This window comes from Streptomyces xanthophaeus, from assembly GCF_030440515.1.
In the GTDB taxonomy this organism is placed as follows: domain Bacteria; phylum Actinomycetota; class Actinomycetes; order Streptomycetales; family Streptomycetaceae; genus Streptomyces; species Streptomyces kutzneri.
The window spans coordinates 1,078,944-1,103,736 of the sequence record NZ_CP076543.1 but is presented as its reverse complement, the minus strand read 5'-3'; the positions used below and the strand labels follow the sequence as shown (position 1 = coordinate 1,103,736).

Genomic DNA, 24,793 nt, shown 5'->3' with positions numbered 1-24,793 from the left:
TCAGGAGTTCTCCGCGTCAGTGGAAGGGAGCAGGACCGATCCGGTGATGGTCACCACGTGGGCCTGGACCTGCTCGACGGACTTGCCCTCGCAGTCGACGATTCCGGCATACGCTCCCCGCTCCGCCTGGTGGAGCAAGACCGTGTGCAGGGTCCGCTGGTACGCCGGGTAGACCCCGGTCCACGGACGGCCCTCGCGCGCGCTGGTGATCACGTAGCTGCGTTCGCCGTCGAGCGACGGCATGAGGAGAACGGGCATTTCCGGGGCCGGTGCGCGGGAGGCCGCGATCCCCTCCACCGCGGTGAGCGCTTCGGCCGGGGACGAATCCTCCTTGACCGAGGCCGTCGCCGCGCTGACGGCGATCAGCATCGGCAGCCCGCGGTCGAGGAGACCCACGCGGCCGCGTTCGAGCGCTCCGGACCGCTTGTCGTAGCTGTCGAGGAGCATCCTGGTCAGCTCGGCAGTCGTGGACCGCTCGAACCACCACGTGGCGTAGTCCTCGTCGGCGACTCGTTTCCAGGCGGCGGCGTGGTGGTCGTGTACGGAGCCGAGCGACTGGACGTGGGGGAAGCGCGAGGCGAGCAGGCGTAAGTGGGTGGTCTTGCCGACGTTGTCCGGGCCGTTGAGGCTGATGAACATGCCGGCGCTCACGATGTGCGGATCCGGATGTGCTGGACACCGAGGCCGAGCTCCGCCCGGCTCAGCTTTCCGCCGAGCTCTTGGAACACCTCGCGGTGCAGGGCGTCCTCGATGCTCGCGTCGTCGGTCTCGACACCGCCGCCGGCCGTCACGCAGGAGGGGTCCCGGCCGGGCTTGGTCCGCTTGATCAGCACGAGCTCGTCGCCGTCCAGCAGGATGGCCCGTGCGTTCCGCCTGGTGATCACCTTGATCTCGTTCCTCTCTGAGCTTCCGTGTGAAGCCCGGCCGACGTACGGCTGACTCCGGTGTGCGGAGCCGTCATCGGAGGTTGGCTTCCGACCGGACCGGGGAGAGCCCCAGGGTCTGATACCGAGAGGAACGCGCGCACATCTCGGTGGTGATATCACCCTGGTGATGGAGGAGTTGGATCACCGACGAGGCCGCCCGCAAGCGTCGTTCCGTTCCCCTGGCCTGCTACGCAGCGGCGCACGTGGGTGCGCATCGAGCTCCGGGGGTTCGAGCGGATCGGCCCGCAGAGCTGGAGCGGCGACGCTCACGCAGGACCTGGTGACGCGGGCCGTCAGGGAGGTCCTGAGAAACGCGCTTGCCGTCCCGGCGCTCGCGGGCCGCGTCCGCCAGGAGAGGCGGGCGGACCTGGAGAGCCGGGACGGCAAGCTGATCCCGCTGTTCTTCCTGTCGGAGATCGCCGGGCACCACACGCACGGGGAGGACCTGCGGCCCGCGCCGGCCCGGAAGGAGGCCGAGCGCCTGGCCGGCACCCGCAGCGTCCCGCTCGGGGCCGAGGGCGTGCGCCGGCCGGGCCATGGGGCAGGGACGTCGGGGGCTCGGACAGGATGCCGGGGGCGACCAGGGGCCTATGGCACGGTGATCACCAGCCCCGTCTCGATGAGGGAACGGCACCGGTCGGTCGCGGCCTGTGGCTCGCCGGACCGTGCTGCCCGGCCGAGCCCGATCGGGAACGATGCGTGTACGGAGGCGAGGAGTTCCACGGTGTCCGGGTCCGCCGCGAAGACGCCGCCGGCCGCGGCGAACACGACCTGGCCGTCCGGGGTGCTGCCCAGCGGCTCTATTCCTCCCGGTATGCGCGTGCGTAATTGCGTACGGTCCGTCAGGCGCACCGACGCCGCAGCGAGCGGGAGCCTTGACCGCAGCAGCCGACGGTAGGTCCCCTCGTTCGGTGGGAATCCTGCCACGCCGAGGTGGGCCGGCACTTGGTCCCGGGAGATCCAGTTGTGGTGCCGCAGGAGTGCGACGGAGAGGAGCCCGCTGTCGTCGCCGAGCGGGACCGCCTGGTGGGGGTGCCCCTCGGGGAAGAGAAGGCAGTTCCCGGGTTTCAGTACCTCGTCGAGGAGGATCCGGGAAGCGGGTCCTCCCTCCGGGGTGTCCCAGTCGCCCAGTTGGAAGCGCTTGGTGCCCCAGAGCATCAGCGCGATGACGTCCTGCCGATCGCTGTGCCATCCGGTGACGCTGGTCGTGCCGGCGGAGATGAAGAGCTTGGTGAACACGTCGGCTCCGGACACGGCGACCACGTCGTCCATGAGCGCTGCCAGGCGCGGCGACCAGCGGTCGAACTGCCGGATTCCGAGGGTGACGCCTTCGTCCAGCGCACGCCTGACCCGGTGGATGTCCATCTGGAAGGTGTCGGAGTCCGGCTCCAGCCGGTTGCCGAAGCGGTCGCCGGGCAGCTTCCCGCCGTCGTCGCGGAGCTCCATGTCCGCGTTGGCCCCCGTGCCGGGTCCGGCGATCAGCCGTGGCTCTGCGACGAGCCAGCGCTCGAACTCCGGGCGGCCGGGCAGCCGGCCGATGCCTTCGTCCGACCCTCCGAGGGCCGGGGCTTCGCAGGGCCGTCCGAGGGCCGCCACCACGGTGTCCCCCAGAACGGCACGGAGGCGTGCGGCAGCTCGTTCGGCAGCAGCGGTGTTGGCCGTGTCGAGGAGTGATACGAGACCGTCGGGGAGGCTGCCCTCGGGGATGGCCAGTCGGTCGACTTCGTCCAGTCGATGTACGGCGTGTGGCGTCACGGTCATCGCTCCAGGGCTTTGAGCAGGGAGGACAGGTGGGACTCGAGGTCGGCGACGAGGCCGGGCCACGGGGAGACGCGCAGCCGGTGCACCGGGACCCGGGAGGCCAGCTCACAACTGCTCCGATGCAGGACCGCTGGGCTCGCGCCCCCGTCACGGAGGTGTTCCAGCAGCCAGGACATGGCCTCCTCCTCGCTGCCGGCCGTCTCGATCGAGCCCGGACGGCCCGGCTGCTCCGCCGGGACGAGGACCAGCACGGCAGCGGGCAGGGCGGCGCCGACGTACGTCTCCGCCCCCTGCGGCAGCGGCATGGAGGTCCGCTGCTCACCGGACCGTACTGCGACCGGGAGCGGCACGCCGAAGACCGAGCCGGTCAGCGAGTCCAGCAGGACGACCTCGTCGGTGGCGACGGAGGCGAGCCCCGCCTCACGGGCGCGGAGTGCTGCCGTCGTCTTCCCGGCCTTCTGGTTGCCGCAGACGAGGAGGCCCTGGCCGGAGGCCGACACGAGCAGCGCGGCGTGCAGGGCGACGAACCGCCCACGGTACGGGGGAGCGGCGAGCGGGGGCAGAGCGGGCAGGTGGCCCGTCAGCGCGTGCCACTGAGGCTCACCGGGCATGCGGTGATGGACGCCGGACCGTGCGCCGGGGAATGACCGGTGCAGCATGTCGGCCCGGGCGTCGCGGTCGATCCGCACGAGGACGTCGGCAGTCCGCCGACGGACGGGGACCGCGGCCGCGAGACCGGTCCGGAGCCATCGTCGGACAGCCGGGTCGACCGCGTGGTAGCGGACCGTCGCTCCGGCGAGAACCAGATCGACGAACGGCACCACGTCCTCGGCGCTGCTCTGGGCGGAGCCGGAGACCAGGTCGAGGGCCTGGTGCAGCGGGAGCGGCCAGAGCTCGTCCTCTCGCCACAGTTGCGTACCGACGGCGGCGCTGACCTGGTAGGCCGTGCTCGTGGCGTTCTCCACGACATCCCAGGTTCCGTCGGACCGTTCGCAGGCGGCCCAGCCGGACGGTTCAGTGATCATCTGTCTCACCTCCATGAGCTCCGGCACCGGGCACGGGTGCTCGTGTGGTGCCCACGCCCACCAGGTAGACCCCGTCCTGGGCTGTGCCGAGCCCGGTCAGCGGCTCCAGCAGGTGCTCCACCAGAGCAGGGCTCTGGAAGACGCCGCACGCCGGATCCGTGGCCAGGCCGAGAGCGATGCGCTGTGCGTCGCGTCCGCACTGGATGAGAGCGGTCTGCCAGGACACGCTGCCGGGCTCCGTTGTCCGGGGGACGAGCCAGGCCACCGCCGAGATGCCTGCGGTCCATGGCTGTCCGATGGCCGCCTGTTGGATCTCGTCGGGAGTGGGCGCCGGTCCGACCCGTACCCAGCCGTCGTCGGTACGCCGGTACGTGCCGGCGTCCAGGACGTGGTTCGGGTGCAGCAGACTGAGCCGGACTTCGCTCTGCACGCCCGCCAGGATCTGGAACAGAGTGTCCAGGCTTCCCTCGGCGAGCGGCCGTTCGGAGAAGGCACGGTGGGTGCGGCGCGCGGCAAGGGCAGCGGGCAGCCGTGGCCAGGGCACCGGTGGGGCCGGCGCCGCCGAGGTCGTCGTCCGGTGCTTCTTCGTCCGGGCTTCACCAGCTGCCTCGGCGTGCACCAGCAGTGACGGGAACCAGCCGGACTCGATCCACGGTCGTGCCTGTTCCCAGAGCCGCATGGCTTCGTCGGCGGGGAGCAGGGCCCGGGCCGAGACCAGCTCCTCGACCACCGCCATGGACGCGCCGCTGTCCTCGCGGATCTCGGCCGGCCGGGAGGGGCGGTCACCGCGCGTACTGGGATTGGCGTAGGCGAGGGCGGTGACGGCCTCGGGCGTGAGCTTGGTCAGCCCTTGCCGTTCGGAGTGGACCTGGGCGTACAGGCCGTCGGCACGGGGGATGAGGGACAGGAGTGGATTGGTCCGGTATTCGAGGTCCGGGTCCGTCGGCCCGGACCGCGGAGCCGGCGCGAACTCCCCTTCCACGAAGTCTGGTTCCGGTGTGGCGAGGAGCAGTCCGAGAATCGGGTCGGGGCCGGTGAAAGACGGCATCGGAAGCCAGGCGGTGGACCAGCCGGTGGCGTGCAAGGCCAGGTCGAGCGTTTCCAGGACGTGGCCGGCGTCGATGAGGACCGGACGGAAGGCCCGCACATCCCGGTACCGCCACATGGCCCGCTCGACATGGCTCGACACGACGAACGCCACACCGGACGGCGGGAGGGAGGCTCCCACCGGGAATCCGGCTTCGGCGCGGACCAGCGTGTGGCGGTCGCCGTCGTACCACCAGGATCCTCGTAACGGCACCGGCCACCCGTCGCCGAGCATCACGCCGAGATCCGTGGGGTGCCGGGCGCCGCCGGAGGGACTCGTCTTGAGGACGATGGGGCCGTGCCGACCTTGCCGACGGCCGGTGATCCGGCCGGCCGCGGCCAGCCACGCGGCCAGAAGGCCGGCGTCGGGAAGCCTGCGGGGCCCGTCCGGGAGCGGGGCGTCGGGTAGCCCGGTGCCCGGGCCGGGTCGGGGGGTTGTGACGGGAGGTGGCGCCGCGTTCGCCGCGTATCCGTCCATGAGCGCGCGGTCGGCCTCGTGGCTCGTTTCGACGCTGTAGTCCAAGAAGGGGTAGTCGAGGTTCAGGCGGCGGTAGTGGGCCAGGAGATCCGGCGGCGGCGGACTCTCCCAGGAGTCCGAGATGCCGAGCGCCCTCGCGGCCGCGGTGAATTCCCCGGCTGCCTCGCGATTCTCGCCTCGGGCGATCCAGGACAGCAGCGCGCACTCCCGGTCCTTGCCGGAGAGGACGTACGCCTGACGGGTCGCGGCGTCGATGGATACCCATCGGGCGTCGGCTTGTATCTGGGGAGCCATGGTCCGTGCGGGAAATATGCGAACCCTGTCCATCTGGTGGAAGTCCTCCTGAGTGCCGGATCCGGGACGCGGCGGGCCCGCGGCAGCAGCGCTGCTGCCGCGGGCCCTGGTACCTCAGGAGCTGTTCTGCACGAGGGCCCGGCGGAACAGGGGGACCGCGGAGTAGATGCCGGCGGTCGCGTCGGGCATGGAGAACCACACGGCGTCCGCCGGCGGCCGGCCGTCGACTGCGAAGCGCTCCAGGGCGGAGCGGGTCAGCAGCCAACGGCGGTCGCCGTCGGGGTCGGAGATCAGGATGGAGGGGTCGGCCGAGCCGGTGCCCGCGACGACGGGGACCTGCTCGCACAGGGTCTTCGACGGCAGGACGAACACGACGTCGGCACCCTCGCCGAGCCGGGCCGGGTCGGCCGTGAACTCGGCGAGGAGCTCAGGGTCGAGTACGTAGGTGGCGTTCCTTCCGGGGTCTTGCACCGCGATCTTCACAGGCACCTTCCACAGGTCGACCGCAGGGGCTGGCTGATCCAGACCCCCTGCGGGGTGGTTCGTGATGTGTCAGCAGTGGACGGGAGCTTCGCTTGCACGGCACACGCGTAGGCCATCGCCCCTGACGTGCCACGCCCAACCGGCCGCAGCACACACGTGTGGTGACTGACTGTCACAGGTCGGAGACTCTAGTACGAACATCCGCGCCTTGTGCAGTGCATTGGGCGCCTTTATCCGGCATGGCCGGAACCTTCCAGCGGGGAACACCGTGAACCGGCAATCCTGTGATGCGCAACGCAAGACGGCGCTGCCAACCCCCATGTGAAGGGTGGCAACGCCGTCTTGCGTCTCAGCGCGAGCTACATGGTGATCTCGTAGGTGAGGAGCTCACTCTCGGCCACTTCGAGATCCACCTCGCCGATGTTCCCGGCGGACTGCACGTCCCCGCTCACCTGGCGAAGGCCGGCCAGCAACGGTGCCGGCCCGCGTACCGAGAGCGTGGCCACTTCGGCCCGCATGGAGACCTGAGCCGCACTCTTGGACTTCCGGATGGCGGCAATGGCCTCCGCGGCGACGTCCAGAAGCTGAGGATCTCCCTTCGGGCACTGCTCCCGCAGCTCCGTCCCGCTGGGCCACCGAGCCTGATGGACCGAGCCCTGCTGCCACCAGTTCCACGCCTCTTCCGTCGCGAACGGTACGAACGGCGCGAGGAGCCGCAGCAGTGTCGACAGCGCGGTCGACAGGGTCGCCTGCGCGGACGCGGCGGCCTCCTCGCCCCCTCCTCCGTAGGCGCGAGTCTTCACCAGCTCCACGTAGTCGTCGCAGAACGCCCAGAAGCACCGCTCGATCGTCTCGAGCGCCCGGGCGTAGTCGTACGCCTCCAGCTGGGCCGTGGCCTCGTCCACCACGTCCGCGAGCCGTGCGAGCAGCGCCTGGTCGAGCGGGTTGGTCACGGCCGTACGACGCTCGGCCGCGCCGAGGCCGAGTACGAACTTCGACACGTTGAGGATCTTGATGGCCAGACGCCGGCCGATCTTCATCTGGCCGATTTCGAACGCCGTGTCCGTGCCCGGCCGGGCTGACACCGCCCAGTACCGCACCGCGTCCGACCCATGCTGGTCCAGAAGGTCCAGGGGGGTGACGACGTTGCCCTTCGACTTGGACATCTTTTTGCGGTCGGGGTCGAGGATCCAGCCACTGATCGCGGCATGAGCCCAGGGGAGCGCGTCGTGCTCCAGCTCGGCTCGGGCGACGGTGGAGAACAGCCAGGTGCGGATGATCTCGTGGGCCTGCGGACGCAGGTCCATCGGGAAGACGCGCTGGAACAGGTCGTCGTCGTGGCCCCAGCCGCCGGCGATCTGCGGTGTCAGCGAGGACGTCGCCCAGGTGTCCATCACGTCCGGGTCACCGGTGAAGCCACCCGGGACGTCCCGCTGGTCCGGCGCGAAGCCGGGCGGGGTGTCGCTGCTGGGGTCCACGGGAAGCGAGTCCTGCGACGGCACGATCAGCTCGTCCGTCGGGTTGCCGTCGGCGTCCAGCTGGTACCACACGGGAATGGGCACGCCGAAGTAGCGCTGCCGGCTGATCAGCCAGTCCCCGGCAAGTCCCTCCACCCAGGACTGGTACCGGTTCCGCATGTGCTCGGGGTGCCAGTTCAGCTCGTGGCCGCGCTCCAGAAGCTTCTGCCGGAGCTCCGCGTCGCGTCCGCCGTTGCGCAGGTACCACTGGCGGCTGGTGACGATCTCGAGCGGCTTGTCGCCCTTCTCGTAGAACTTGACCATGTGGTTGAAGGGCCGCGGATCACCGACCAGGCTGCCTTCCGCGCGCACCATCTCGACGAGGCGCTCGCGGGCGGTGTGCGGGGTGGCGCCGGCGAGCTGGGCGTACGCCGCCTTGGCCGCCTCGGACTCCAGCACGGTCGGCGCTTCGCGCACGAAGCGGCCGTCCCGCCCGATCACCGACCGGGTGGGGAGGTCGAGCTCACGCCACCACACCACGTCGGTGGTGTCGCCGAACGTGCAGATCATGGCCGCCCCGGTGCCCTTCTCCGGGTCGGCCAGACGGTGAGCCACCACCGGCACGTCGACGCCGAAGACCGGAGTGCGCACGGTGGTGCCGAACAGCTTCTGATAGCGCTCGTCGTCCGGATGCGCCACGACGGCCACGCAGGCGGGCAGCAGCTCGGGCCGTGTCGTGGCGATCTCCAGCTCCGTCCCGGCCTCCGACCGGAACAGCAGATGGTGGTAGGCGCTGGGCCGCTCGCGGTCCTCCAGCTCGGCCTGAGCGACGGCGGTCTGGAACGTCACGTCCCACAGTGTCGGGGCTTCGGCCTGGTACGCCTCGCCCCGGGCGAGGTTGGCCAGGAAGGCCCGCTGCGAGATGGCACGGGCCCGGCTGTCGATGGTCTGGTAGGTGTGGTTCCAGTCGACGGACAGCCCCAGTCGGCGCCACAGGCTCTCGAAGACCTTCTCGTCCTCCACCGTGAGCTGCTCGCAGAGCTCGATGAAGTTGCGGCGGGACACCGGGATCTGCTGCTTGCCCGGAGACGCGGGCGGAGCGAAGTCCGGGGCGTACGGCAGCGAGGGGTCGCACCGGACACCGAAGTAGTTCTGCACCCGGCGTTCGGTCGGCAGACCGTTGTCGTCCCAGCCCATCGGGTAGAAGACGGCCTTGCCGCGCATCCGGTGGAAGCGGGCGAGTGCATCCGTCTGGGTGTACGAGAACACGTGTCCGACGTGGAGTGAGCCGCTCACGGTGGGCGGGGGCGTGTCGATCGAGTACACCCGCTCCCGTGGTGCGGTGCGGTCGAATACGTATACGCCCTGCTCGTCCCAGGTCAGAGCCCATTTGGCTTCGAGGCCGTCGAGTGTGGGCTTGTCGGGTACGCCCTGGCGAGGAGATGCGGTCGTCATGACGGTAGATGGTATCGGCCTGAGTGGTGTGGTAATTCCCTTACTGAATAGTCAAGTTCAGGCCACATGTGACTATCGGAAGAGAGTGATCCGTGAATCCGTGCCCGGGCCTTCAGGACGGGCGGGTGGCCTGATCAGCCGCCAGGCCGAACAGGGGCAGGCACGGGAGCAGCCCGGAGATCTCGGTGTCTTTCGCGAGATCCGGCCGCCACTGACCATGGGGAATACGAAGCCGCTGCATGACCACGACCTCCCCGCGCACCACCCGCCGCTCGATTCCGTCCGGGACATATCCGAGTTTGCGGGATACGGTCAATGACGGCGCGTTGTCGGCGAACGCCCCGGTCGTCGCCTCCTCGGCGCCGAGCCCGGTGAATGCCAGGTGCAGCACGGCAGCGCGCATCTCCGTGCCTATGCCCTGGCTCTGATGGGACAGCCCGAGCCAGGAGGCCGTGTTGACCTCCCGCAACAGCGCGAAGCGCTTGGCCGCCATGGCCTGCACGCCCACCGGCCGGCCACCGAGGAAGACGGCCAGATTGAGGGACCAGTCGTCCGGCCTCCAGTTCCCGAGCCGCAGCCAGTGATGCTGGACCACGGAGCGGGCCCGCTCGGTATCGGGCAGGTCGGTCCAGCCACTGCTGAACGGCATCTGCGACGGATCGTGAACGCCGTCGCGCGCGAGATCGGCCAGTGCCGCCAGCTCGTCCGATCGGGGCAGGCGCAGCTCCAGGCGGGGCGTCGTCAGCCGAAGGCCGAGCAGTGGCCAGTGGTCGATCAGCACGTTCCAGTCTGGCCACGGGAGCCTGCGCGGGGCCACTCCGATTGGACCCAATGGGGTGGAGCCGTGCCCGGTGGTGCCAGGGGGGATATCCGTGTGACGGGCCGGCCGGCTCGGCCCTACCCTCGCCGGGTATGACGACCGTCGACCCGCGGATCACGGACTTCTACACGGAATACGACGAGGCTTCCCGGCTGCACTCCACGGCGACGGGCCGTCTGGAGTTCCGGCGGACCCAGGAGCTGTTACGTCGCTACCTGCCTCCGGCACCGGCGCGGGTGCTGGACGTGGGCGGCGGGCCGGGCACGCATGCCGGCTGGCTCACCGAGCAGGGATACGAGGTGCTCCTCCTCGACCCCGTGCCGAAGCACGTGGAGCAAGCCCGTGAGCGCGCGCCGCGGTGCGTCGCCCGGCTGGGGGATGCCCGCGACCTGGACGTCGAGGCCGACACGTTCGACGCGGTGCTGTTGCTCGGCCCGCTGTACCACCTGCCGGAGCGCGGGGACCGTCTCGCCGCGTTGAGGGAGGCCCGCCGGGCCGCCGTACCAGGTGGCCTGGTGGCGGCCGCGGGGATCTCGCGGTACTCCCTGATGCAGGACTACACCGTCAGTGCGGGCCTGCCCCCGGAGCTGCTGGCCGGCGAGGTCTCGCAGGTGGTCCGTACGGGCTCCTACGACGGCAGCAGGGGATTCACGGTTGCGCACTTCCACACGGCTGCCGAGCTGATGCGGGAGGCCGGTGAAGCGGGGCTCGGAGCGGTGCGCGTCCACGGGATCGAGGGTCCGGGGTGGGCGTACGTCGTGGCGGCGGGCCGGTGTGCGGGCCAGGACGAGGCGGGAGCGCTCGTCGCGGATGCGATGGCGACGGCTCGCCTCGCCGACGAGCACGGTGTGTTCCACGATGCGTCGGCGCACATTCTTGTCGTCGGCTCGGCCTGAGCTGCCCCGCGGTGCAGGCGCCGGTATGTGTCGACCGCCTGCGCCGGCGCCGTGGATCCGCTCACAGCGAGGGTGGTCCTGGACGACTGCCGACGGTCGTTGCGTAGGCTGGCGTCGTCGTCGCGGTGGGGGGCCGGGGGAACAGCCCGGCCCCTCCCGATCCGCCTGGCGATGCGTCACAAGAGTCGGCGATCGGCCAGCGCCAGTCCTCGAGAACACGGAGAGGGCTGACCGGACGAGCGACTCGTTGTTAAGGTAGGGAAACTGCCCTTGACCTGCAAAAACGCAGGCAGGGAGCCTAGATCCAGGGGTACCTCGATGATGCGCACCATGTTCAAGTCCAAGATCCACCGAGCCACCGTCACCCAGGCCGACCTGCACTACGTCGGCTCCGTGACCGTCGACGCCGACCTGCTGGACGCGGCCGATCTGCTGCCCGGGGAGCTCGTCCACATCGTGGACATCACCAACGGGGCGCGGCTCGAGACCTACGTCATCGAAGGGGAGCGCGGGTCCGGGGTCATCGGGATCAACGGCGCCGCCGCGCACCTGGTGCACCCCGGGGACCTGGTCATCCTCATCAGCTACGCGCAGGTCGACGACGCCGAGGCCCGGGTGTTCGAGCCCCGCGTGGTGCACGTGGACAGCGACAACCGGATCGTCGAGCTGGGTGCGGATCCCTCCGCCCCGGTGCCGGGTACGGACCAGCGGCGCAGCCCGCACGCCGTGGCCGTCTGAGGGGAGCAGGGGATCATGGCGATCGAGTTCAAGGACGACCGTGAGGCCGGACGGCTGCTCGCCGTCGAGGACGGGGCGGTGGTCGGCCACATCGCGTACTTCGTGCTCGCCGACGCGCCGCACGCCCTGGTCGCGGTCCACACCATCGTCGAGCAGGGGCACGAGGGCCGCGGTATCGCAGGCGGGCTGGTGAAGACCTTCTACGGGATCGCCGCCGCCGAGGGGGTGCCCGTGGTGCCGCTCTGCCCCTACGCGGCGAGCTGGGCCGCCAAACACCCCGACGAGGCGCCCGAGCCGCCCGCCGAGGTCGTCGTGGCGGCCAAGGCGCAGCTCGCCGCGGCCCCCGGCCTCGGGTGACCGATCTGCTCCTGCTGCACACCTCGCCCGTGCACGTCCCGGTCTTCGACGCCCTGCGCGACCGGAACCATCCGGGGGCCGTGCTGCGGCACCTGGTGGTCCCGGAGCTGCTGGACCGGGCCCGCGCCGAAGGGCCGGAGTCGGTGGCTCCGGCCCTTCGGGGGCTGCTGCTCGCACGAGCGGGGCCGCCCGTGCTGGTCACCTGCTCGACCATCGGGGCGACCGCGGAGCCGCTGGCCGCGGAGCTCGGGGTCCCGGTGCTCCGGGTGGACCGGCCGATGGCGGCCGCCGCGGTACGGGCGGGGGCGCGGATCGCCGTACTGGCCGCGCTGGAGTCCACGCTCGCCCCGACCGGGCGGCTGCTGGCCGAGGAGGCCGGTGACCGGCCCGTGTCGGTCGACATGCGCCTGGTCGCCGGTGCCTGGGAGCGCTTCGAGGCCGGGGACACCGCCGGCTACCTCGCCCGCGTCGCCGCGGCCGCCGACTCCGTCACCGGCGCGGACGTCATCGTGCTGGCCCAGGCCTCCATGGCCGGGGCCGCGGACCTGGCCACGGGCCCGGTCCCGATGCTTTCCAGCCCGGCTCCGGGCCTGGCCGCGGGCCTGGCGCTGCGCGAGGAGAGGCATATCCGCCGCAATCGCGGGAAGGTGGGCCTTATGGTGCGAAAGCGAGATGCAGAAGAGACGCAGCCGCCCGTGCCCGGGCCGGGCCCCTTCCCCGATCCCGAGCCCATTCCGCGGCCCGTGCCGCCCGTGCCCGGCCCGGTGCCCGAGCCGGACCCGGTCCCGGCGCCGCCGGGACCCGCGCCGATCCCTCAGCCCGGGCCTTTGAGCTAGGAGCGGCCTACGACGTGCGGACCTCGGAGCGGTCGCCGCTCCAGAGGGTGTGGAACGAGCCCTCGCGGTCGGTCCGCCGGTAGGTGTGCGCCCCGAAGAAGTCACGCTGCCCCTGGGTGAGGGCCGCGGGCAGCCGCTCCGCGCGCAGCGCGTCGTAGTAGGCGAGTGAGGCCGAGAAGGCGGGAACCGGGATGCCCTGGCGCACCGCCGCCACCAGGACGGACCGCCAGCCGTCCTGGGCGGCCGCGATCTCCTCGGCGAAGTGCGCGTCCGCCAGCAGGCTCGGCAGCTCCGGCTGTGCGGCGTACGCCGCCCGGATCCGGTCCAGGAACGCGGCCCGGATGATGCAGCCGCCTCGCCACAGCGAGGCCACGGCGCCCAGGTCCACGTTCCAGCCGTACTCCTCGCTGCCGGCCCGGATCTGGTGGAAGCCCTGGGTGTACGAGACGATCTTCGACGCGTACAGCGCCTGCTCCACCTCGGCGGCGAAGGCCTCCGCCGCCTCCGGTGCGAGCGCGGCAGCCGTCGGGCCCGCGAGCCCGCGCGCGGCCGTCCGCAGGTCCGCGTGGCCGGAGACCGCGCGGGCGAAGACCGCCTCGGCGATCCCCGACACCGGCACCCCGAGGTCGAGGGCGATCTGCACGGTCCAGCGGCCGGTGCCCTTCTGCTCGGCGGCGTCGGCCACGACGTCGACGAACGCCCGCCCGGTCGCGGCGTCCGTGTGCGCGAGCACCTCCGCCGTGATCTCGATCAGGTACGAGTCCAGGCGCCCCCGGTTCCACGCCCGGAAGGTCTCCGCGATCTTCGCGGGGGAGTAGCCCGCCACCTCGCGCAGCAGGTGGTAGGCCTCGGCGATGAGCTGCATGTCGGCGTACTCGATGCCGTTGTGCACCATCTTGACGAAGTGTCCGGCGCCGTCGGGCCCCACGTGGGAGGTGCACGGCGTGCCGTCGGCGGCCTTCGCGGAGATCTTCTCCAGCAACGGTCCGAGGGAGGCGTAGGACGTGGTCGAGCCGCCCGGCATGATGCTCGGGCCCAGCAGCGCGCCCTCCTCGCCGCCGGAGATGCCCACACCCACGAAGTGGAGTCCCTGCTCCCGCAGTTCCCGCTCGCGGCGCCGGGTGTCCTCGAAGTGCGCGTTGCCTCCGTCGATGATGACGTCGCCCTCCTCCAGGAGCGGGGCGAACTCGCGGATCACGGCATCGGTCGGCTCCCCGGCCTTCACCATGATGACGATGCGTCGGGGGCGCTCCAGCGCGTCGACGAACTCCTTCGCCGACCCTGCCGCCACGAAGGCGCCCTCGTGCCCGAACTCCTCGACCAGCGCCGTGGTCTTGGCGGCCGTGCGGTTGTGGACGGCCACGGTGAATCCGTTGCGGGCGAAATTGCGGGCGAGGTTGCTGCCCATGACAGCGAGTCCGGTGACGCCGATCTGGGCCGTGCTGGTGCTCATCGGTGCGCTCCTGCTTGCTTCGGTGTGCTTTCGGTGGGCGGGCAACACCGAAAGTACCCCGACGCGGACCCCAGTGGATCTTTTAATCACCGATATACAGCCAACCTCCTTTGGCATGCGCCCCGTTGCGCCCCTTGTCACGCTGTGATCGCGACGTTAAGTTGTGCGGTTCCTGATGTCTTCGATGGGGGCTCCCATGGGTGTACGGGGCCGGCACCGCCGGTATCAGCCGAGCAGCATCAACCGGGCCTCCCTGGCCGTCACCGCCGGCGGTGCCGGGATCGCGCTCCCGCTCATCGGGGCCGGGGTCGCCCACGCGGCCTCCGTGGACACCTGGAACAAGGTCGCGTCCTGCGAATCGACGAACAACTGGCGCATTAACACCGGCAACGGCTACTACGGCGGCCTCCAGTTCAGCCAGAGCACCTGGCGGGCCTTCGGCGGCACCACCTATGCCCCGCGTGCCGACCTGGCCACCAAGGACCAGCAGATAGCCGTCGCGGAGAAGGTGCTCAAGGGGCAGGGGCCCGGCGCCTGGCCCAACTGCGGGAAGCAGGCAGGACTCACGCGCAGCGGCCCGGCGCCCGCCGTCATCCCGCAGACGCAGACGCAGTCGCAGGGACAGGTCCCCGTGGCGCGGACGGCCCCGGAGCAGGGCGGCGGACCGCGCCCGACGGGGACCTCCGTCCTGCCGAACCCGTACGTCGTCGCGCCCGGAGACTCGCTCTCCGCGATCGCCACCGGTCAGCACGTCGAGGGCGGCTGGCAGGCGCTGTACGAGACCAACCGGGCCACCATCGGCGGCAACCCGAACCTGATCTTCCCGGGCCAGCGGCTCACCCTGCGGGTCACCACGGCGCCGGCCCTGCCGCCGCCGCCCAGGCAGGACCCCGAGAAGCCGCCGCGGACCGCCGACCCGGTGACGCCCGTGGAGCCGGCCGCCGAGAAGCCCGCCGAGAAGCCCGCGCCCAAGCCGGCCGAGAAGCCGGTGGAGAAGCCCGTCGAAAAGCCGGCTCCGGAGCCCGCCTCAGCGCAGCAGAAGCCGGAAGCGGGCGGATTCTCCGCCCCCGTCGACGCCGCCCTCGGCACCGCGTACCGCGTCGCGGGATCCTCCTGGTCCAGCGGCTACCACACGGGCGTCGACTTCCCGGTGGCGACCGGCACCACCGTCAAGTCGGTGGGACCCGGACAGGTCGTCTCCGCCGGCTGGGCCGGGGCCTACGGCTACCAGGTCGTCATCCGGCACACCGACGGCCGGTACTCCCAGTACGCCCACCTCTCCGCCCTCGGCGTCAAGGCCGGTCAGCAGGTCTCCGGAGGCCAGCGCATAGGCCGCTCCGGTTCGACCGGCAACACCACGGGCCCGCACCTGCACTTCGAGATGCGCTCGGGACCCGGCTACGGATCCGACATCGACCCGCTCAAGTACCTCCGGGGCCACGGGGTCCGCATCTGACCCGCGCACGTGCGCGGGCACGACGGTGAGGAGGATCAGGCCGGCCGCTGCGAGGGCGGCGCTGGCCACCGCCGCCGTCGCGCCCGCGGCCCCGTAGCGGAAGCTCTCGCCGAACAGCGTGATGCCGACCGTCGCCGCCACCACCGGGTTGACCACCGTCACCGTGGCCAGCGGCGCGGTCAGCCCGGCGCCCCGGTAGGCCGCCTGCGACAGCAGCAGCCCGCCGGCCGCCAGTACCGCGATCGCCGCGAGGTCGGGCCACAGGCCGGACAGTGCGTCCGGCCCGAAGTCCTCGGCCACCGACTTGGTGAACACCGAGGCCATGCCGAAGGCCGTACCGGCGGCCGCGGCCAGCAGCACACTGTGCATCACCGCCCGGTGCATCCGCTGCGCCGCCAGGAACAGGGCCAGCACCAGCGCCCCGGTCAGCACCAGCAGCATGCGCCGCTCGTCGTGCGCCAGCGACTGCTCCGCCCGCCCGCCCCCGCCGGTCAGCGCCAGCAGCCCGGCCAGGCCGACCGTGGCCAGCACCGCCCCGCGCCAGGCGGCCGCGCCCGCCCGGCGCCGTACGAAGACGGCGGCCATCGGCAGGGCGAAGACGATGGTCAGGGCGCCCAACGGCTGGACCAGGCTCAGCGGCCCGTACGCGAGGGCCACCACGTGCAGGAGCGCACCGAGGCCGTTCAGCCCCACCGCCACCCACCAGACACCCCGGCGCATCGGGGCGTACGGGCGGTCCGGCGTGGTCGCCGCGACCCGTTCCTGGACGATCGCGCCACCCGCGTACGCCAGGGCGGACACGAGGCAGAGCAGGACCGACAGCGCCAGTGCACTCATAAGGTCCACAATGCCCGACCCACCTGCGCTATTCCTCAGTCCACAGGTGGTGATCGGTCATACTCCCGACGTAGTACGGGAGTACGCAGTGTGGCCCTTCCAGCAGCGGAAAGCGACCCCCGACGGTGCCTCGGCGTCACCGTTTCGCCCCGTACGGTGACGCTCCGCTCCCGGTGTGTGAGAGCCGCGGGAGCGGGTTTGGCTCCGGGCGTGTGGGATCCGTACAGTTTCCCTTTTGAGGACTTCCGCAGCAGGCGGATGCGGACGAGTGATCAAGGAACGGCAGCGGCAATGACGGTGACCGAAGACATCCAGGACTACGGCCACGACGACGGGCACTCCTACGGGCCCGGTATCGACCCCGACCGGCTGGCCCTCTGCCTCAGCGTGCTCGACGAGCTGGACAAGCTCGACGTCGACCACCCCGACGCGATCACCGTACGCCGCGCCACCGCCGGTCTCTACCGGACGGTCAAGCAGCGCCGCCGCCAGGAGCGCCGCGCCGCCAAGACCGCCAACGACAAGGCCGTCACCGAGGCCACCGCCACCGGCTCCGCCGAGCGCATCGACGACGAGACCGAGGGCATCCTGCCCTCCTCGGTCACGGAGGCCGGCCGGATCGCCGGGATACTCCAGCGCCCGCGCTCCTGCTACATCTGCAAGACGCGGTACGTCGAGGTCGACTACTTCTACCACCAGCTCTGCCCGACGTGCGCCGTCGAGAACCGGACCAGGCGCGAGGCCCGCGCCGACCTGAACGGCAAGCGCGCGCTGCTCACCGGCGGCCGGGCCAAGATCGGCATGTACATCGCGCTGCGGCTGCTGCGCGACGGCGCCCACACCACGATCACCACGCGCTTCCCCAAGGACGCCATCCGCCGCTTCAAGGCGATGGAGGACTCCGCGGACTGGATGCACCGCCTGGAGGTCGTCGGCATCGACCTGCGCGACCCGGCCCAGGCCGTGGCCCTCGCCGATCAGGTCGCCGCGGCCGGCCCGCTCGACATCCTGATCAACAACGCGACGCAGACCGTGCGCCGCCTGCCCAGCGCCTACGCGGCACTGGTCGAGGGGGAGACCGCCCCGCTGCCCGCCGGTGAGCTCCCCGCCCACCATGTCATCGGCGCCTTCAACTCCGGCGCGGTCGACGGCCTGGCGGCACTGCCCGTCGGAGTGAGCGGGCTGGAGGCGCAGAAGGTCGCCGACCTCGCCCTGGTCGCCGGCAACGCCAGCCTGGAGCGGCACCTCGCCGGCACCGCCATCGACGCGGGCGGCCTGCTGCCCGACGTCGTCGAGAGCAACACCTGGGTCCAGACCATCGACCAGATCTCCCCGGTGGAGCTGCTCGAAACCCAGCTGTGCAACTACACGTCGCCGTTCATCCTGATCAGCGCCCTGCGGCCGGCCATGGCGGAGGCCGCCCGGCAGGCTGCGGGCGGGCGGGCGTACGTCGTCAACGTCTCGGCGATGGAGGGCGTCTTCAGCCGCGGCTACAAGGGTGCGGGGCACCCGAACACCAACGCCGCCAAGGCCGCGATGAACATGGTGACGCGGACCAGCGGCCAGGAGATGTTCCAGAGCGACCGCATCCTGATGACCTCGGTCGACACCGGCTGGATCACCGACGAGCGCCCCCACTTCGACAAGCTGCGCCTGGCCGAGGAGGGCTTCCACGCCCCGCTCGACCTGGTCGACGGTGCGGCCCGGGTCTACGACCCGATCGTCCGCGGCGAGGCCGGCGAGGACCTGTTCGGCGTCTTCCTCAAGGACTACGCCCCGGCGAACTGGTAACCCCGGACCCAGGACCCCGGTCCCCGTCCTACCAGGCCCTGCTCGACCCGCTCGACCCCCTCGGCGCACCGAGGGGGTCGAGTGCGTTCCCGGGGGACCCGACCCGGCAGGACCCGGCCGAGACCAGCTCCAGCAGCGGCTGCCAGTCCTCCAGCACGCCCGCGTCCAGGCCGGCCGCGGCCGCGGAGTCCCGGGCCTGGCACAGGGTGGCGACCGCCTCGGCCTCGGTGTCGTCGTCACGGTCGCGGTCGCCTTCGCGGTGTCGGCCGTCCGCGCCGGCCGCCCTCTGCGGCGACTGCAGCCGTACCAGCCGGGCCACCCGCTCACCCAGGAGAGGGCGGATCGACTCCGCCGCCACTCCGACGGTAACCGTTCCGTCACTCAGACGGAGCAAATGGCCGAGTCGGTGCACCAGGCCCGCGATCTGCAGTTCTTTGTCGAAGGGGTGCGAGCGGCGCAGCAGGGCCGCGGTCCGCAGGGCCCGGTCGTCAGGGTCGGCGCGCAACAGCTCCATCAGCTCCAGCACGCTTGTGACGTAAGGGACTTGAGCCTCGGGCACTTCGGACCCCGCCACCGCCGACCCCCTCCGTCACACCCCGCGCGTCCGGGATCGAGCAGATCACCCGTCACGTACCCGCAGACCCACGACTTGCTGAACTAGGAGCGAAAGTAAGAGGGCGCAGCGGATTTTGCCTTCCTATCGAGCGGAGGTCCGCTCATATGTGTACTCTGGGGCATCAAGACGGCCCCCATCCGGGCCGCGCTCCACTAAGGCGCCACCGCGTCCGGAAACCTTTCATCCCTTGCCCGGCGCGCGGTCCGCTTACCGGGTTACGCGACACGAAGGAGTGCGCGGTGACTGAGAAGACAAAGCCCGAACCGACGGTGATGGAGCGGACGGGAACGCGGGCGAAGCCCCGGACCGACGAACTCGGAAGCCTTGAGGTCTGGGCCCGATCCGCCCCGATCCGGCTGGCCGGGTACGAGGACGACCTGGCGGAAGCGCACATCCTGCCCGGTATCGACTAGTCCGCACAGCGGTGCCAAGCGCCCCCCGTGCCCACGCGCACCGGGGGCGCTGCCCTGCCCGAAGCGGTTCCGACCCGCCCGCGGCTCCCCGCCCGCGGCTACCGCCCGCGCTCCCCGCCCGGTCCCGGCGGAGTTCCCGACCCGGCTACGCCGTGAGCGTCTTCGCCGACGGCGATCACCGCTTCCGCCGCCCCGCCCGCCCCGGCAGGCTGGCGGGCATGAAGCTGCTGATGCTGGGTGGTACCGAATTCGTCGGGCGCGCGATCACCGAGGACGCCCTGACCCGGGGCTGGGAGGTGAGCGTCTTCCACCGCGGACACCACACACCCCCGCCGGGCACCTCCGCCCTCCACGGGGACCGTACCGCCCCCGGGGGTCTGGCCGCCCTCGCTTCCGGCGAGTGGGACCTGGTCGTCGACACCTGGGGCGGCGCCCCGACGGCGGTACGCGACAGCGCCCGCCTGCTGCGCGACCGGGCCGGGCGGTACGCGTACATCTCCACCCGCTCGGTGTACGAGTACCCCGCCCCGGCCGGCCTCGCCGAGGACGGCCCCCTGGTCGGGGCCTCGCCGGACGCCGGGCCGACCGCCTACGCCGAGGACAAGCGGGGCGGCGAACTCGCCGCCCTGGACGCCTTCGAGGACCGCGCCCTGCTGGTGCGCGCCGGGCTGATCCTCGGCCCGTACGAGAACGTCGGCCGGCTGCCGTGGTGGCTGAATCGCACCGCCCGCGGCGGCCCGGTGCTCGCCCCGGGACCGCGGGAGCTCCCGATCCAGTACATCGACGTACGCGACCTCGCGCACTGGACCCTGGACGCCGCCGAGGCGGGGCGCGGGGGTGCGTACAACCTGGTCTGCCCGTCCGGACACGCCACGATGGGCGGGCTCCTCGACGCCTGCGCGGCCACCACCGGGGGCCGCGCCGAACTGCGCTGGACCGACCCGGACCGGCTCCTGGAGGCGGGCGTGGCGCCCTGGACCGAACTCCCGGTCTGGGTCCCCGAGGGCGAGGCCTACGACCACATGCACCGCGGGGACGTCTCCAAGGCGCTGGCGGCCGGCCTGACCTGCCGGCCGGTCGAGGAGACCGTGGCCGACACCTGGGCCTGGCTGCGCACGCTCGGCGGAGCCGCCCCACTGCGCCCCGACGTGCCGGCCAAGGGCATCTCCGCGGAGCGGGAGGCCGGGCTACTCGGGCTCTGAGCGGCGCGCGTCCGCGAGGCGGGTCGGCGGGAGGTACTCGCGCACGAGCGTGCGGTGCCACCAGGCCCCCGTCTCGCGCAGCTCCCGCCAGGTGGTGAACCGGTAGCGGTACAGCAGGGCGCGGACATGGACGGGCGGGGCGTCCGGGAACGGGTTGTCGCGCAGCAGCCGCAGCGTGTCCCGGTCGCCCGCCAGCAGCCGCTCCACGAACGGCCCGAACCAGTCCCGCGCGTAGTCGGGGGAGATCGCGGCGAACCACATCAGCCAGTCCAGCCGCAGGTGGTACGGGGCGAACTGGCGCGGAACCCGGCGCGGTTCACCCGGCTTGCCCTTGAAGCCGTACTCGCGCCAGTCCCCGTCCGCGCGCGGCACCCGGTCCGCGGTGCCCTCCACGGCCACCTCCATGCGGACCCGGCCGACCGAGCCGAAGGCCCCGTAGGTGTTGACCAGGTGCAGGGCGTCGAAGGAGCGGTTCATCACCTGGCGGCGCGAGACCATGTTGAGCACCGGGTGCCGGCTGAGGAACAGGACGAGTAGGGTCACCGCGCACACCAGGACCACGAACCACACGGGACCCGTGCGCGAGGCGGCCGCCGGGGGAGCGCCCGCGAGCCCGGTGAAGTCCACGGCCGAGACGGCCAGGGTGATCGTCAGCCAGTTCAGCCAGGCGAAATTCCCCGAGAGCACCAGCCACAGCTGCGTCGCGATCACGATCCCGGCGGCGTACGAGGCCACCGGCTGCGGGGTGAACAGCAGCACCGGGACGATCAGTTGGGTCACGTGGTTGGCCGCGCACTCCACCCGGTGCAGCGGTTTCGGCAGATGGTGGAAGAACCAGCTCAGCGGCCCGGCCATCGGCTGCGTCTCGTGGTGGAAGTACAGGCAGGTCAGCTTGCGCCAGCAGGGGTCCCCGCGGATCTTGATCAGCCCGGCCCCGAATTCCACGCGGAAGAGCACCCAGCGCAGCAGCCACAGCACCAGTACGGGCGGACCGGCCCGCGCGTTGCCGAGGAACACGGCGAGGAAGCCCACCTCCAGCAGCAGCGACTCCCAGCCGAAGGAGTACCAGGTCTGCCCCACGTTCACGATCGAGAGGTACAGCAGCCACAGCACGGCCCACATCGCCATGGCTGCGCCCAGCGGCACCTCGTCCCCGGCCCCGGCGGCCAGCGCAGCGGCCAGCGCCGCGCCGCCCCAGGCGCAGCCCGCGAAGAGCCGGTCGGAGTAGCGCAGTTGGAAGAGGCTCGGGGCGCGCCGGAAGGGCACGTACCGTACGTAGCGCGGTACGGGCGTCATGCCGTGCGCTCCGATCAGGGCCCGGAACTGCAGGGCGGCCCCGAGGAAGGCGACGAGGTAGACCCCGGCCAGGGCCCGCTGGAAGACCAGCCGGGCGAGCCAGTATCCGGGCGCCGTGAACCAGTCCATCGCCTCCAGTATCGGACCGGTCAGCCGGTGGCGGCCAGCTTGCGCAGGTGGTGCCCGAGCAGGCGGGCGTAGGACAGCTGGAGGAAGGGGACCACCGGGCCGGCCAGGCGGGTGTACCAGGTGTTCGGGCGGCTGAAGGCGGTGACCGTGAACCACACCGTGCCGTCCGGGTCCATGTCCACGATGAAGGACTCCTCCCCGCACTCGGGGTGCCCGGCCAGGGTTCCGTAGGCGAAACCGATGCGGGCGGGCTCGTACGCGGTCCAGATCACCTCGCACGGAGCGTCGATCCGCAGCGGCCCGAGGCCGATCCCGACGATCGCCCGGCTGCCGGGCCGGACCGCGCCGTCATCGGCCCGCACGCGCATGCCCGAGGTCCGGTGGGCGTGGAAGGTGGTGACCGCGGTTCCGGCGGCCTCGAAGACGGCCCGGCCCTGTCCGAGGCGGGTGCGGTGGCACAGGTGGTTGTATCCGGCGGGCAGCGGCCGGTGGGCCGTCGCGCCCCGGTCGGGGTAGTTGACGGTGTCCCGGCCGGCGCTGATGAGGCGGGTCATGGCGAGATCTCCACTCGGTCGGTGGTGGTGCGTGGTCGGTGGTCCGGGCGGTCGGCGGTGCGGGCGTCGGAGGTCAGGGCGTCGGTGCCGCGCGCGTCGGCGGTGTGCGATTCGGCGGGCCGGGCGTCGGCTGCCAGCCGCCGCCAGGCGAGCACCGAGCACAGGGCGAACCCGAGGGCGTTGCCGAGGCCGTGGGTGGCGGCCATCCAGGTCAGGGTGGGGTGGACGATCCCGGTGGCCTCGCCGGCCGCCCACCACAGGGCGAGCAGCATGGTGGCCACGAGCACGGCCGCCGAGGTGGCGAGCAGGGTCCGTGTGGTGCGGTCCGCGCCGCCGGGCCGGATCTCCCGCCAGGTGAGCAGGGCCACGGCCCACATCCCGCCGGTCAGGACCACCGCGCCCAGCAGCTCGGCCCAGTCGTCGACGAAGTAGCCGAGGAGGACGAGGAGGGTGCCCGCCGGGACGCTGTACGCCGCCCAGCGGGCGAGGCCGCCGGTCCCGGCGCGGCCCCCCACGGTGCGGCACACCAGCCCGGCGACCAGGGCGGCGGTGAAGCCGGCGAAGTGGAAGTGGGGCACGGTCAGCGCCAGGATGTCGAGGCCGAAGCCGAAGAGCCGGTAGCCGGCGCGCTCGGCGACCAGCGCGGTGGCGGCGATCGACGGCGAGATCAGCGCGGTGGCGACGGCGACCGCGGGCGGGGTCAGGGAGCGGGCACGCAGCAGCAGGAGCGGGGCCCGGGCGGCGAGCGCCAGGCAGGCCGCCGCGTACAGTACGGCGAGCGCGGTGGCGGCCATTCCGCGCGGCAGCCACAGGCACAGGGCTCCGGGTGCGGCCGCGACCGGCCAGAGGCGGGCCGTGCGCAGGAGCCGGACCGGGTCGATGAGCCGCAGGCCGGCCGGGACGACGTAGAGCATGCCCAGGGTGACGATCACGTTCACCAGTACCGTCACCCTGGACTCCCCCCAATGCTGCGGTGAACGCCTTGAACGCGTTCAACTCACGGTGGTGAGCCTACGGCGTTCCTTGAACATGTTCAAGGTGCGCTCCGGTTGCGGCTCCCGCGCGGATGCGGCAGACAAGAGGGAGCAACCGGGGCGAAAAGGGAGATTCAAGTGAACGGATCGTCACTTCCGACACCGCGTCAGGCGTCGCGTCGTCATGCACCCGCCGGAGCAGCCCTCTTCGCCCTCCTCGGCCTCTTCGCCGCGGCGTGCGGCAGCAGCCCGGAGCAGCCGGCCGGCGCCCCCGGAGCCGAGAGCCAGGAGGTCTACCTCCAGCCCGTGGCCTCCGCCGGCCCCGATCCCTTCACCGCCTCCTCGGCCACCGCAGAGTCCGCCCCCGTACAGCCCCCGCTGCCCAACCCGACCGGCCAGGGCATCCGCACCGTCAACGCGGCCACCCCCGGCCTGTACGGCGGCACCCAGCGGCTCGGCAGCTGCGACGTGGAGCAGCAGGTCCGCTTCCTGACCGCCGACAAGGCCAAGGCCCAGGCCTTCGCCGAGGCGTCGAACATCGAAGAGGGGAAGATCCCCGAGTTCCTGCGCGGCCTGACGCCCGTCGTCCTGCGCGCGGACACCCGGGTCACCAACCACGCCTTCCGCGACGGCGCCGCCGACGGCTTCCAGTCCGTCCTCCAGGCCGGCACCGCCGTCCTCGTGGACGAGCACGGCATGCCCCGGGTCCGCTGCGCCTGCGGAAACCCGCTGGCCTCACCGCGCACCGCCAAGGGATCCCCGGTGCACAAGGGCGACCCGTGGAGCGGCTACCAGGCCAACCAGGTCGTCGTCATCGAACCGACCACCCACGTGATCAACAACCTGGTGATCGTCAACATCGCCGACAACACCTGGATCGAACGCAAGCGGGGGGACGACGGCGCGCAGGACCGGCCCCCGAAGGCGCTGCCCCCGTACGACCCGTCCGCCGGCATCCCGGACGGGCCCCTCACCCCGCCGGGGTCCGCGTCCGGCGACCCCTGCCCGCCGAACCAGGCCCCTCCGGCCTCTCCGGCCTCACCGAACGCCCCCACCGCTCCGACACCGGGGGCGACGGACTGCCCGCAGGACCCGCAGAGCTCGACCGGAGGGAACCCGCCGCGGAAGCCGGGCACGCCTGCGAACCCGTCCACCCGCCCGCAGCAGCCGGAGCAGCCGCAGCAGCGGCCGCCGGCCGACACCCCCTCGGACCCCCTGGCCGGCCTGCCGCCCCTGGACCCCGGTGAGCTGGGTCTGCTTCCCCCGGAGCCCGACGCACCGGGCCTGCTGCCCGCCGACCCCGCCGACCCCGCCGCCCCCGTCGATCCGTACAACCCGGACATCCCGTCCGACCTGAACGCCCCTTACAACCCGTCCGACCCCCACGCGGTCCCGGACCCGGACCTGCAGCCGCAGCCGCAGCCGTCGGACGGGGGCTATCCGCTGGAGAGCGCCTGACC

Annotated in this window: 20 protein-coding genes and 3 pseudogenes; 9 read left to right on the top strand and 14 right to left on the bottom strand. The window is 71.9% G+C overall.

What is annotated here, in order from left to right; genetic code table 11:
* From KO717_RS04845 to KO717_RS04810, 8 genes and pseudogenes are all read right to left on the bottom strand, one after another.
* Window positions 1-651, bottom strand: coding sequence for a hypothetical protein (locus tag KO717_RS04845; protein WP_301364612.1), 651 nt, complete (start codon window positions 649-651; stop codon window positions 1-3).
* A 47-nt stretch (window positions 652-698) separates the two neighbouring features.
* Window positions 699-890: pseudogene (locus KO717_RS04840) on the bottom strand (NUDIX domain-containing protein); the annotation flags it as partial.
* Between the two features lie 624 nt (window positions 891-1,514).
* The gene (locus KO717_RS04835; RefSeq protein ID WP_301364611.1) at window positions 1,515-2,687 is read right to left on the bottom strand and encodes a JmjC domain-containing protein; all 1,173 of its coding nucleotides are present in this window, start codon (window positions 2,685-2,687) and stop codon (window positions 1,515-1,517) included.
* Window positions 2,684-3,712 (bottom strand): hypothetical protein, encoded by a 1,029-nt coding sequence (locus KO717_RS04830; protein ID WP_301364610.1) that lies wholly within the window; start codon window positions 3,710-3,712, stop codon window positions 2,684-2,686. Before KO717_RS04830 ends, KO717_RS04835 begins: the two co-directional genes overlap by 4 nt.
* Window positions 3,702-5,570 carry a hypothetical protein gene (locus tag KO717_RS04825; protein WP_301364609.1) on the bottom strand — a complete coding sequence of 623 codons (1,869 nt, stop codon included), beginning with the start codon at window positions 5,568-5,570 and terminating at the stop codon, window positions 3,702-3,704. Before KO717_RS04825 ends, KO717_RS04830 begins: the two co-directional genes overlap by 11 nt.
* A gap of 114 nt (window positions 5,571-5,684) precedes the next feature.
* Window positions 5,685-6,053, bottom strand: a complete 369-nt coding sequence (locus KO717_RS04820) for a hypothetical protein (protein WP_301364608.1) — start codon at window positions 6,051-6,053, stop codon at window positions 5,685-5,687.
* Between the two features lie 359 nt (window positions 6,054-6,412).
* The gene (valS, locus tag KO717_RS04815; RefSeq protein ID WP_301364607.1) at window positions 6,413-8,965 is read right to left on the bottom strand and encodes a valine--tRNA ligase; all 2,553 of its coding nucleotides are present in this window, start codon (window positions 8,963-8,965) and stop codon (window positions 6,413-6,415) included.
* A gap of 112 nt (window positions 8,966-9,077) precedes the next feature.
* Window positions 9,078-9,746: a GNAT family N-acetyltransferase gene (locus KO717_RS04810; protein WP_301364606.1), complete on the bottom strand. Its 669-nt coding sequence runs from the start codon at window positions 9,744-9,746 to the stop codon at window positions 9,078-9,080.
* A gap of 131 nt (window positions 9,747-9,877) precedes the next feature.
* Between KO717_RS04810 and KO717_RS04805 the strand changes: the two genes are divergently transcribed.
* The 4 genes and pseudogenes from KO717_RS04805 to KO717_RS04790 all read left to right on the top strand — a co-directional run.
* On the top strand, window positions 9,878-10,681 hold the full coding sequence (locus KO717_RS04805) for a class I SAM-dependent methyltransferase (RefSeq protein ID WP_301364605.1): 804 nt from the start codon (window positions 9,878-9,880) through the stop codon (window positions 10,679-10,681).
* A 318-nt stretch (window positions 10,682-10,999) separates the two neighbouring features.
* The gene (panD, locus tag KO717_RS04800; RefSeq protein WP_301364604.1) at window positions 11,000-11,419 is read left to right on the top strand and encodes an aspartate 1-decarboxylase; all 420 of its coding nucleotides are present in this window, start codon (window positions 11,000-11,002) and stop codon (window positions 11,417-11,419) included.
* Window positions 11,420-11,434: 15 nt separating this feature from the next.
* The gene (locus tag KO717_RS04795) at window positions 11,435-11,776 is read left to right on the top strand and encodes a GNAT family N-acetyltransferase (protein ID WP_301364603.1); all 342 of its coding nucleotides are present in this window, start codon (window positions 11,435-11,437) and stop codon (window positions 11,774-11,776) included.
* Window positions 11,773-12,384: pseudogene (locus KO717_RS04790) on the top strand (aspartate/glutamate racemase family protein); the annotation flags it as partial. The gene KO717_RS04795 and the pseudogene KO717_RS04790, both read left to right, overlap by 4 nt.
* Window positions 12,385-12,619: 235 nt before the next feature.
* On the opposite strand, the gene gndA reads toward KO717_RS04790, so the two are convergent.
* The gene (gene gndA, locus KO717_RS04785; RefSeq protein ID WP_301364602.1) at window positions 12,620-14,065 is read right to left on the bottom strand and encodes an NADP-dependent phosphogluconate dehydrogenase; all 1,446 of its coding nucleotides are present in this window, start codon (window positions 14,063-14,065) and stop codon (window positions 12,620-12,622) included.
* A gap of 196 nt (window positions 14,066-14,261) precedes the next feature.
* On the opposite strand from gndA, the gene KO717_RS04780 reads away from it, so the two are divergent.
* Window positions 14,262-15,521 (top strand): transglycosylase family protein, encoded by a 1,260-nt coding sequence (locus tag KO717_RS04780; RefSeq protein ID WP_301364601.1) that lies wholly within the window; start codon window positions 14,262-14,264, stop codon window positions 15,519-15,521.
* On the opposite strand, the pseudogene KO717_RS04775 reads toward KO717_RS04780, so the two are convergent.
* Window positions 15,462-16,358 (bottom strand): annotated as a pseudogene (locus KO717_RS04775) (DMT family transporter); the annotation flags it as partial. The gene KO717_RS04780 and the pseudogene KO717_RS04775 overlap by 60 nt on opposite strands.
* A 291-nt stretch (window positions 16,359-16,649) precedes the next feature.
* Here KO717_RS04775 and KO717_RS04770 point away from each other — a divergent pair.
* Window positions 16,650-18,149 carry an SDR family NAD(P)-dependent oxidoreductase gene (locus KO717_RS04770; RefSeq protein ID WP_301364600.1) on the top strand — a complete coding sequence of 500 codons (1,500 nt, stop codon included), beginning with the start codon at window positions 16,650-16,652 and terminating at the stop codon, window positions 18,147-18,149.
* Between the two features lie 28 nt (window positions 18,150-18,177).
* Here KO717_RS04770 and KO717_RS04765 read toward each other — a convergent pair whose 3' ends face one another.
* A complete protein-coding gene (locus KO717_RS04765; protein WP_301364599.1) occupies window positions 18,178-18,675 on the bottom strand; it encodes a hypothetical protein in 498 nt (165 codons plus the stop codon).
* 329 nt (window positions 18,676-19,004) lie between these two features.
* Between KO717_RS04765 and KO717_RS04760 the strand changes: the two genes are divergently transcribed.
* Both KO717_RS04760 and KO717_RS04755 read left to right on the top strand, forming a co-directional pair.
* Window positions 19,005-19,178 carry a hypothetical protein gene (locus KO717_RS04760; RefSeq protein ID WP_162500713.1) on the top strand — a complete coding sequence of 58 codons (174 nt, stop codon included), beginning with the start codon at window positions 19,005-19,007 and terminating at the stop codon, window positions 19,176-19,178.
* A gap of 218 nt (window positions 19,179-19,396) precedes the next feature.
* The gene (locus KO717_RS04755; protein WP_301374371.1) at window positions 19,397-20,380 is read left to right on the top strand and encodes an NAD-dependent epimerase/dehydratase family protein; all 984 of its coding nucleotides are present in this window, start codon (window positions 19,397-19,399) and stop codon (window positions 20,378-20,380) included.
* Here the strand turns inward: KO717_RS04755 and KO717_RS04750 are convergent.
* From KO717_RS04750 to KO717_RS04740, 3 genes are read right to left on the bottom strand one after another with little or no spacing between them, the layout of a single operon-like run.
* A complete protein-coding gene (locus KO717_RS04750; protein WP_301364598.1) occupies window positions 20,366-21,805 on the bottom strand; it encodes a lipase maturation factor family protein in 1,440 nt (479 codons plus the stop codon). The genes KO717_RS04755 and KO717_RS04750 overlap by 15 nt on opposite strands.
* A gap of 20 nt (window positions 21,806-21,825) precedes the next feature.
* The gene (locus tag KO717_RS04745) at window positions 21,826-22,359 is read right to left on the bottom strand and encodes a DUF1990 family protein (protein ID WP_301364597.1); all 534 of its coding nucleotides are present in this window, start codon (window positions 22,357-22,359) and stop codon (window positions 21,826-21,828) included.
* Window positions 22,356-23,309, bottom strand: a complete 954-nt coding sequence (locus tag KO717_RS04740; RefSeq protein WP_301364596.1) for a YndJ family protein — start codon at window positions 23,307-23,309, stop codon at window positions 22,356-22,358. Before KO717_RS04740 ends, KO717_RS04745 begins: the two co-directional genes overlap by 4 nt.
* Before the next feature lie 162 nt (window positions 23,310-23,471).
* Between KO717_RS04740 and KO717_RS04735 the strand changes: the two genes are divergently transcribed.
* Window positions 23,472-24,791: a DUF6777 domain-containing protein gene (locus KO717_RS04735; RefSeq protein WP_301364595.1), complete on the top strand. Its 1,320-nt coding sequence runs from the start codon at window positions 23,472-23,474 to the stop codon at window positions 24,789-24,791.
* The last annotated feature ends 2 nt before the right edge of the window (window positions 24,792-24,793 follow it).

Coding starts and splice junctions, on each gene's coding strand:
- KO717_RS04755 (WP_301374371.1), top strand. CDS start 19,397: ATGAAGCTGCTGATGCTGGGTGGTACCGAATTCGTCGGGCGCGCGATC.
- KO717_RS04750 (WP_301364598.1), bottom strand. CDS start 21,805: ATGGACTGGTTCACGGCGCCCGGATACTGGCTCGCCCGGCTGGTCTTC.
- KO717_RS04795 (WP_301364603.1), top strand. CDS start 11,435: ATGGCGATCGAGTTCAAGGACGACCGTGAGGCCGGACGGCTGCTCGCC.
- KO717_RS04830 (WP_301364610.1), bottom strand. CDS start 3,712: ATGATCACTGAACCGTCCGGCTGGGCCGCCTGCGAACGGTCCGACGGA.
- KO717_RS04770 (WP_301364600.1), top strand. CDS start 16,650: ATGACGGTGACCGAAGACATCCAGGACTACGGCCACGACGACGGGCAC.
- KO717_RS04835 (WP_301364611.1), bottom strand. CDS start 2,687: ATGACCGTGACGCCACACGCCGTACATCGACTGGACGAAGTCGACCGA.
- valS (WP_301364607.1), bottom strand. CDS start 8,965: ATGACGACCGCATCTCCTCGCCAGGGCGTACCCGACAAGCCCACACTC.
- panD (WP_301364604.1), top strand. CDS start 11,000: ATGATGCGCACCATGTTCAAGTCCAAGATCCACCGAGCCACCGTCACC.
- KO717_RS04745 (WP_301364597.1), bottom strand. CDS start 22,359: ATGACCCGCCTCATCAGCGCCGGCCGGGACACCGTCAACTACCCCGAC.
- gndA (WP_301364602.1), bottom strand. CDS start 14,065: ATGAGCACCAGCACGGCCCAGATCGGCGTCACCGGACTCGCTGTCATG.
- KO717_RS04780 (WP_301364601.1), top strand. CDS start 14,262: ATGGGTGTACGGGGCCGGCACCGCCGGTATCAGCCGAGCAGCATCAAC.
- KO717_RS04825 (WP_301364609.1), bottom strand. CDS start 5,570: ATGGCTCCCCAGATACAAGCCGACGCCCGATGGGTATCCATCGACGCC.
- KO717_RS04805 (WP_301364605.1), top strand. CDS start 9,878: ATGACGACCGTCGACCCGCGGATCACGGACTTCTACACGGAATACGAC.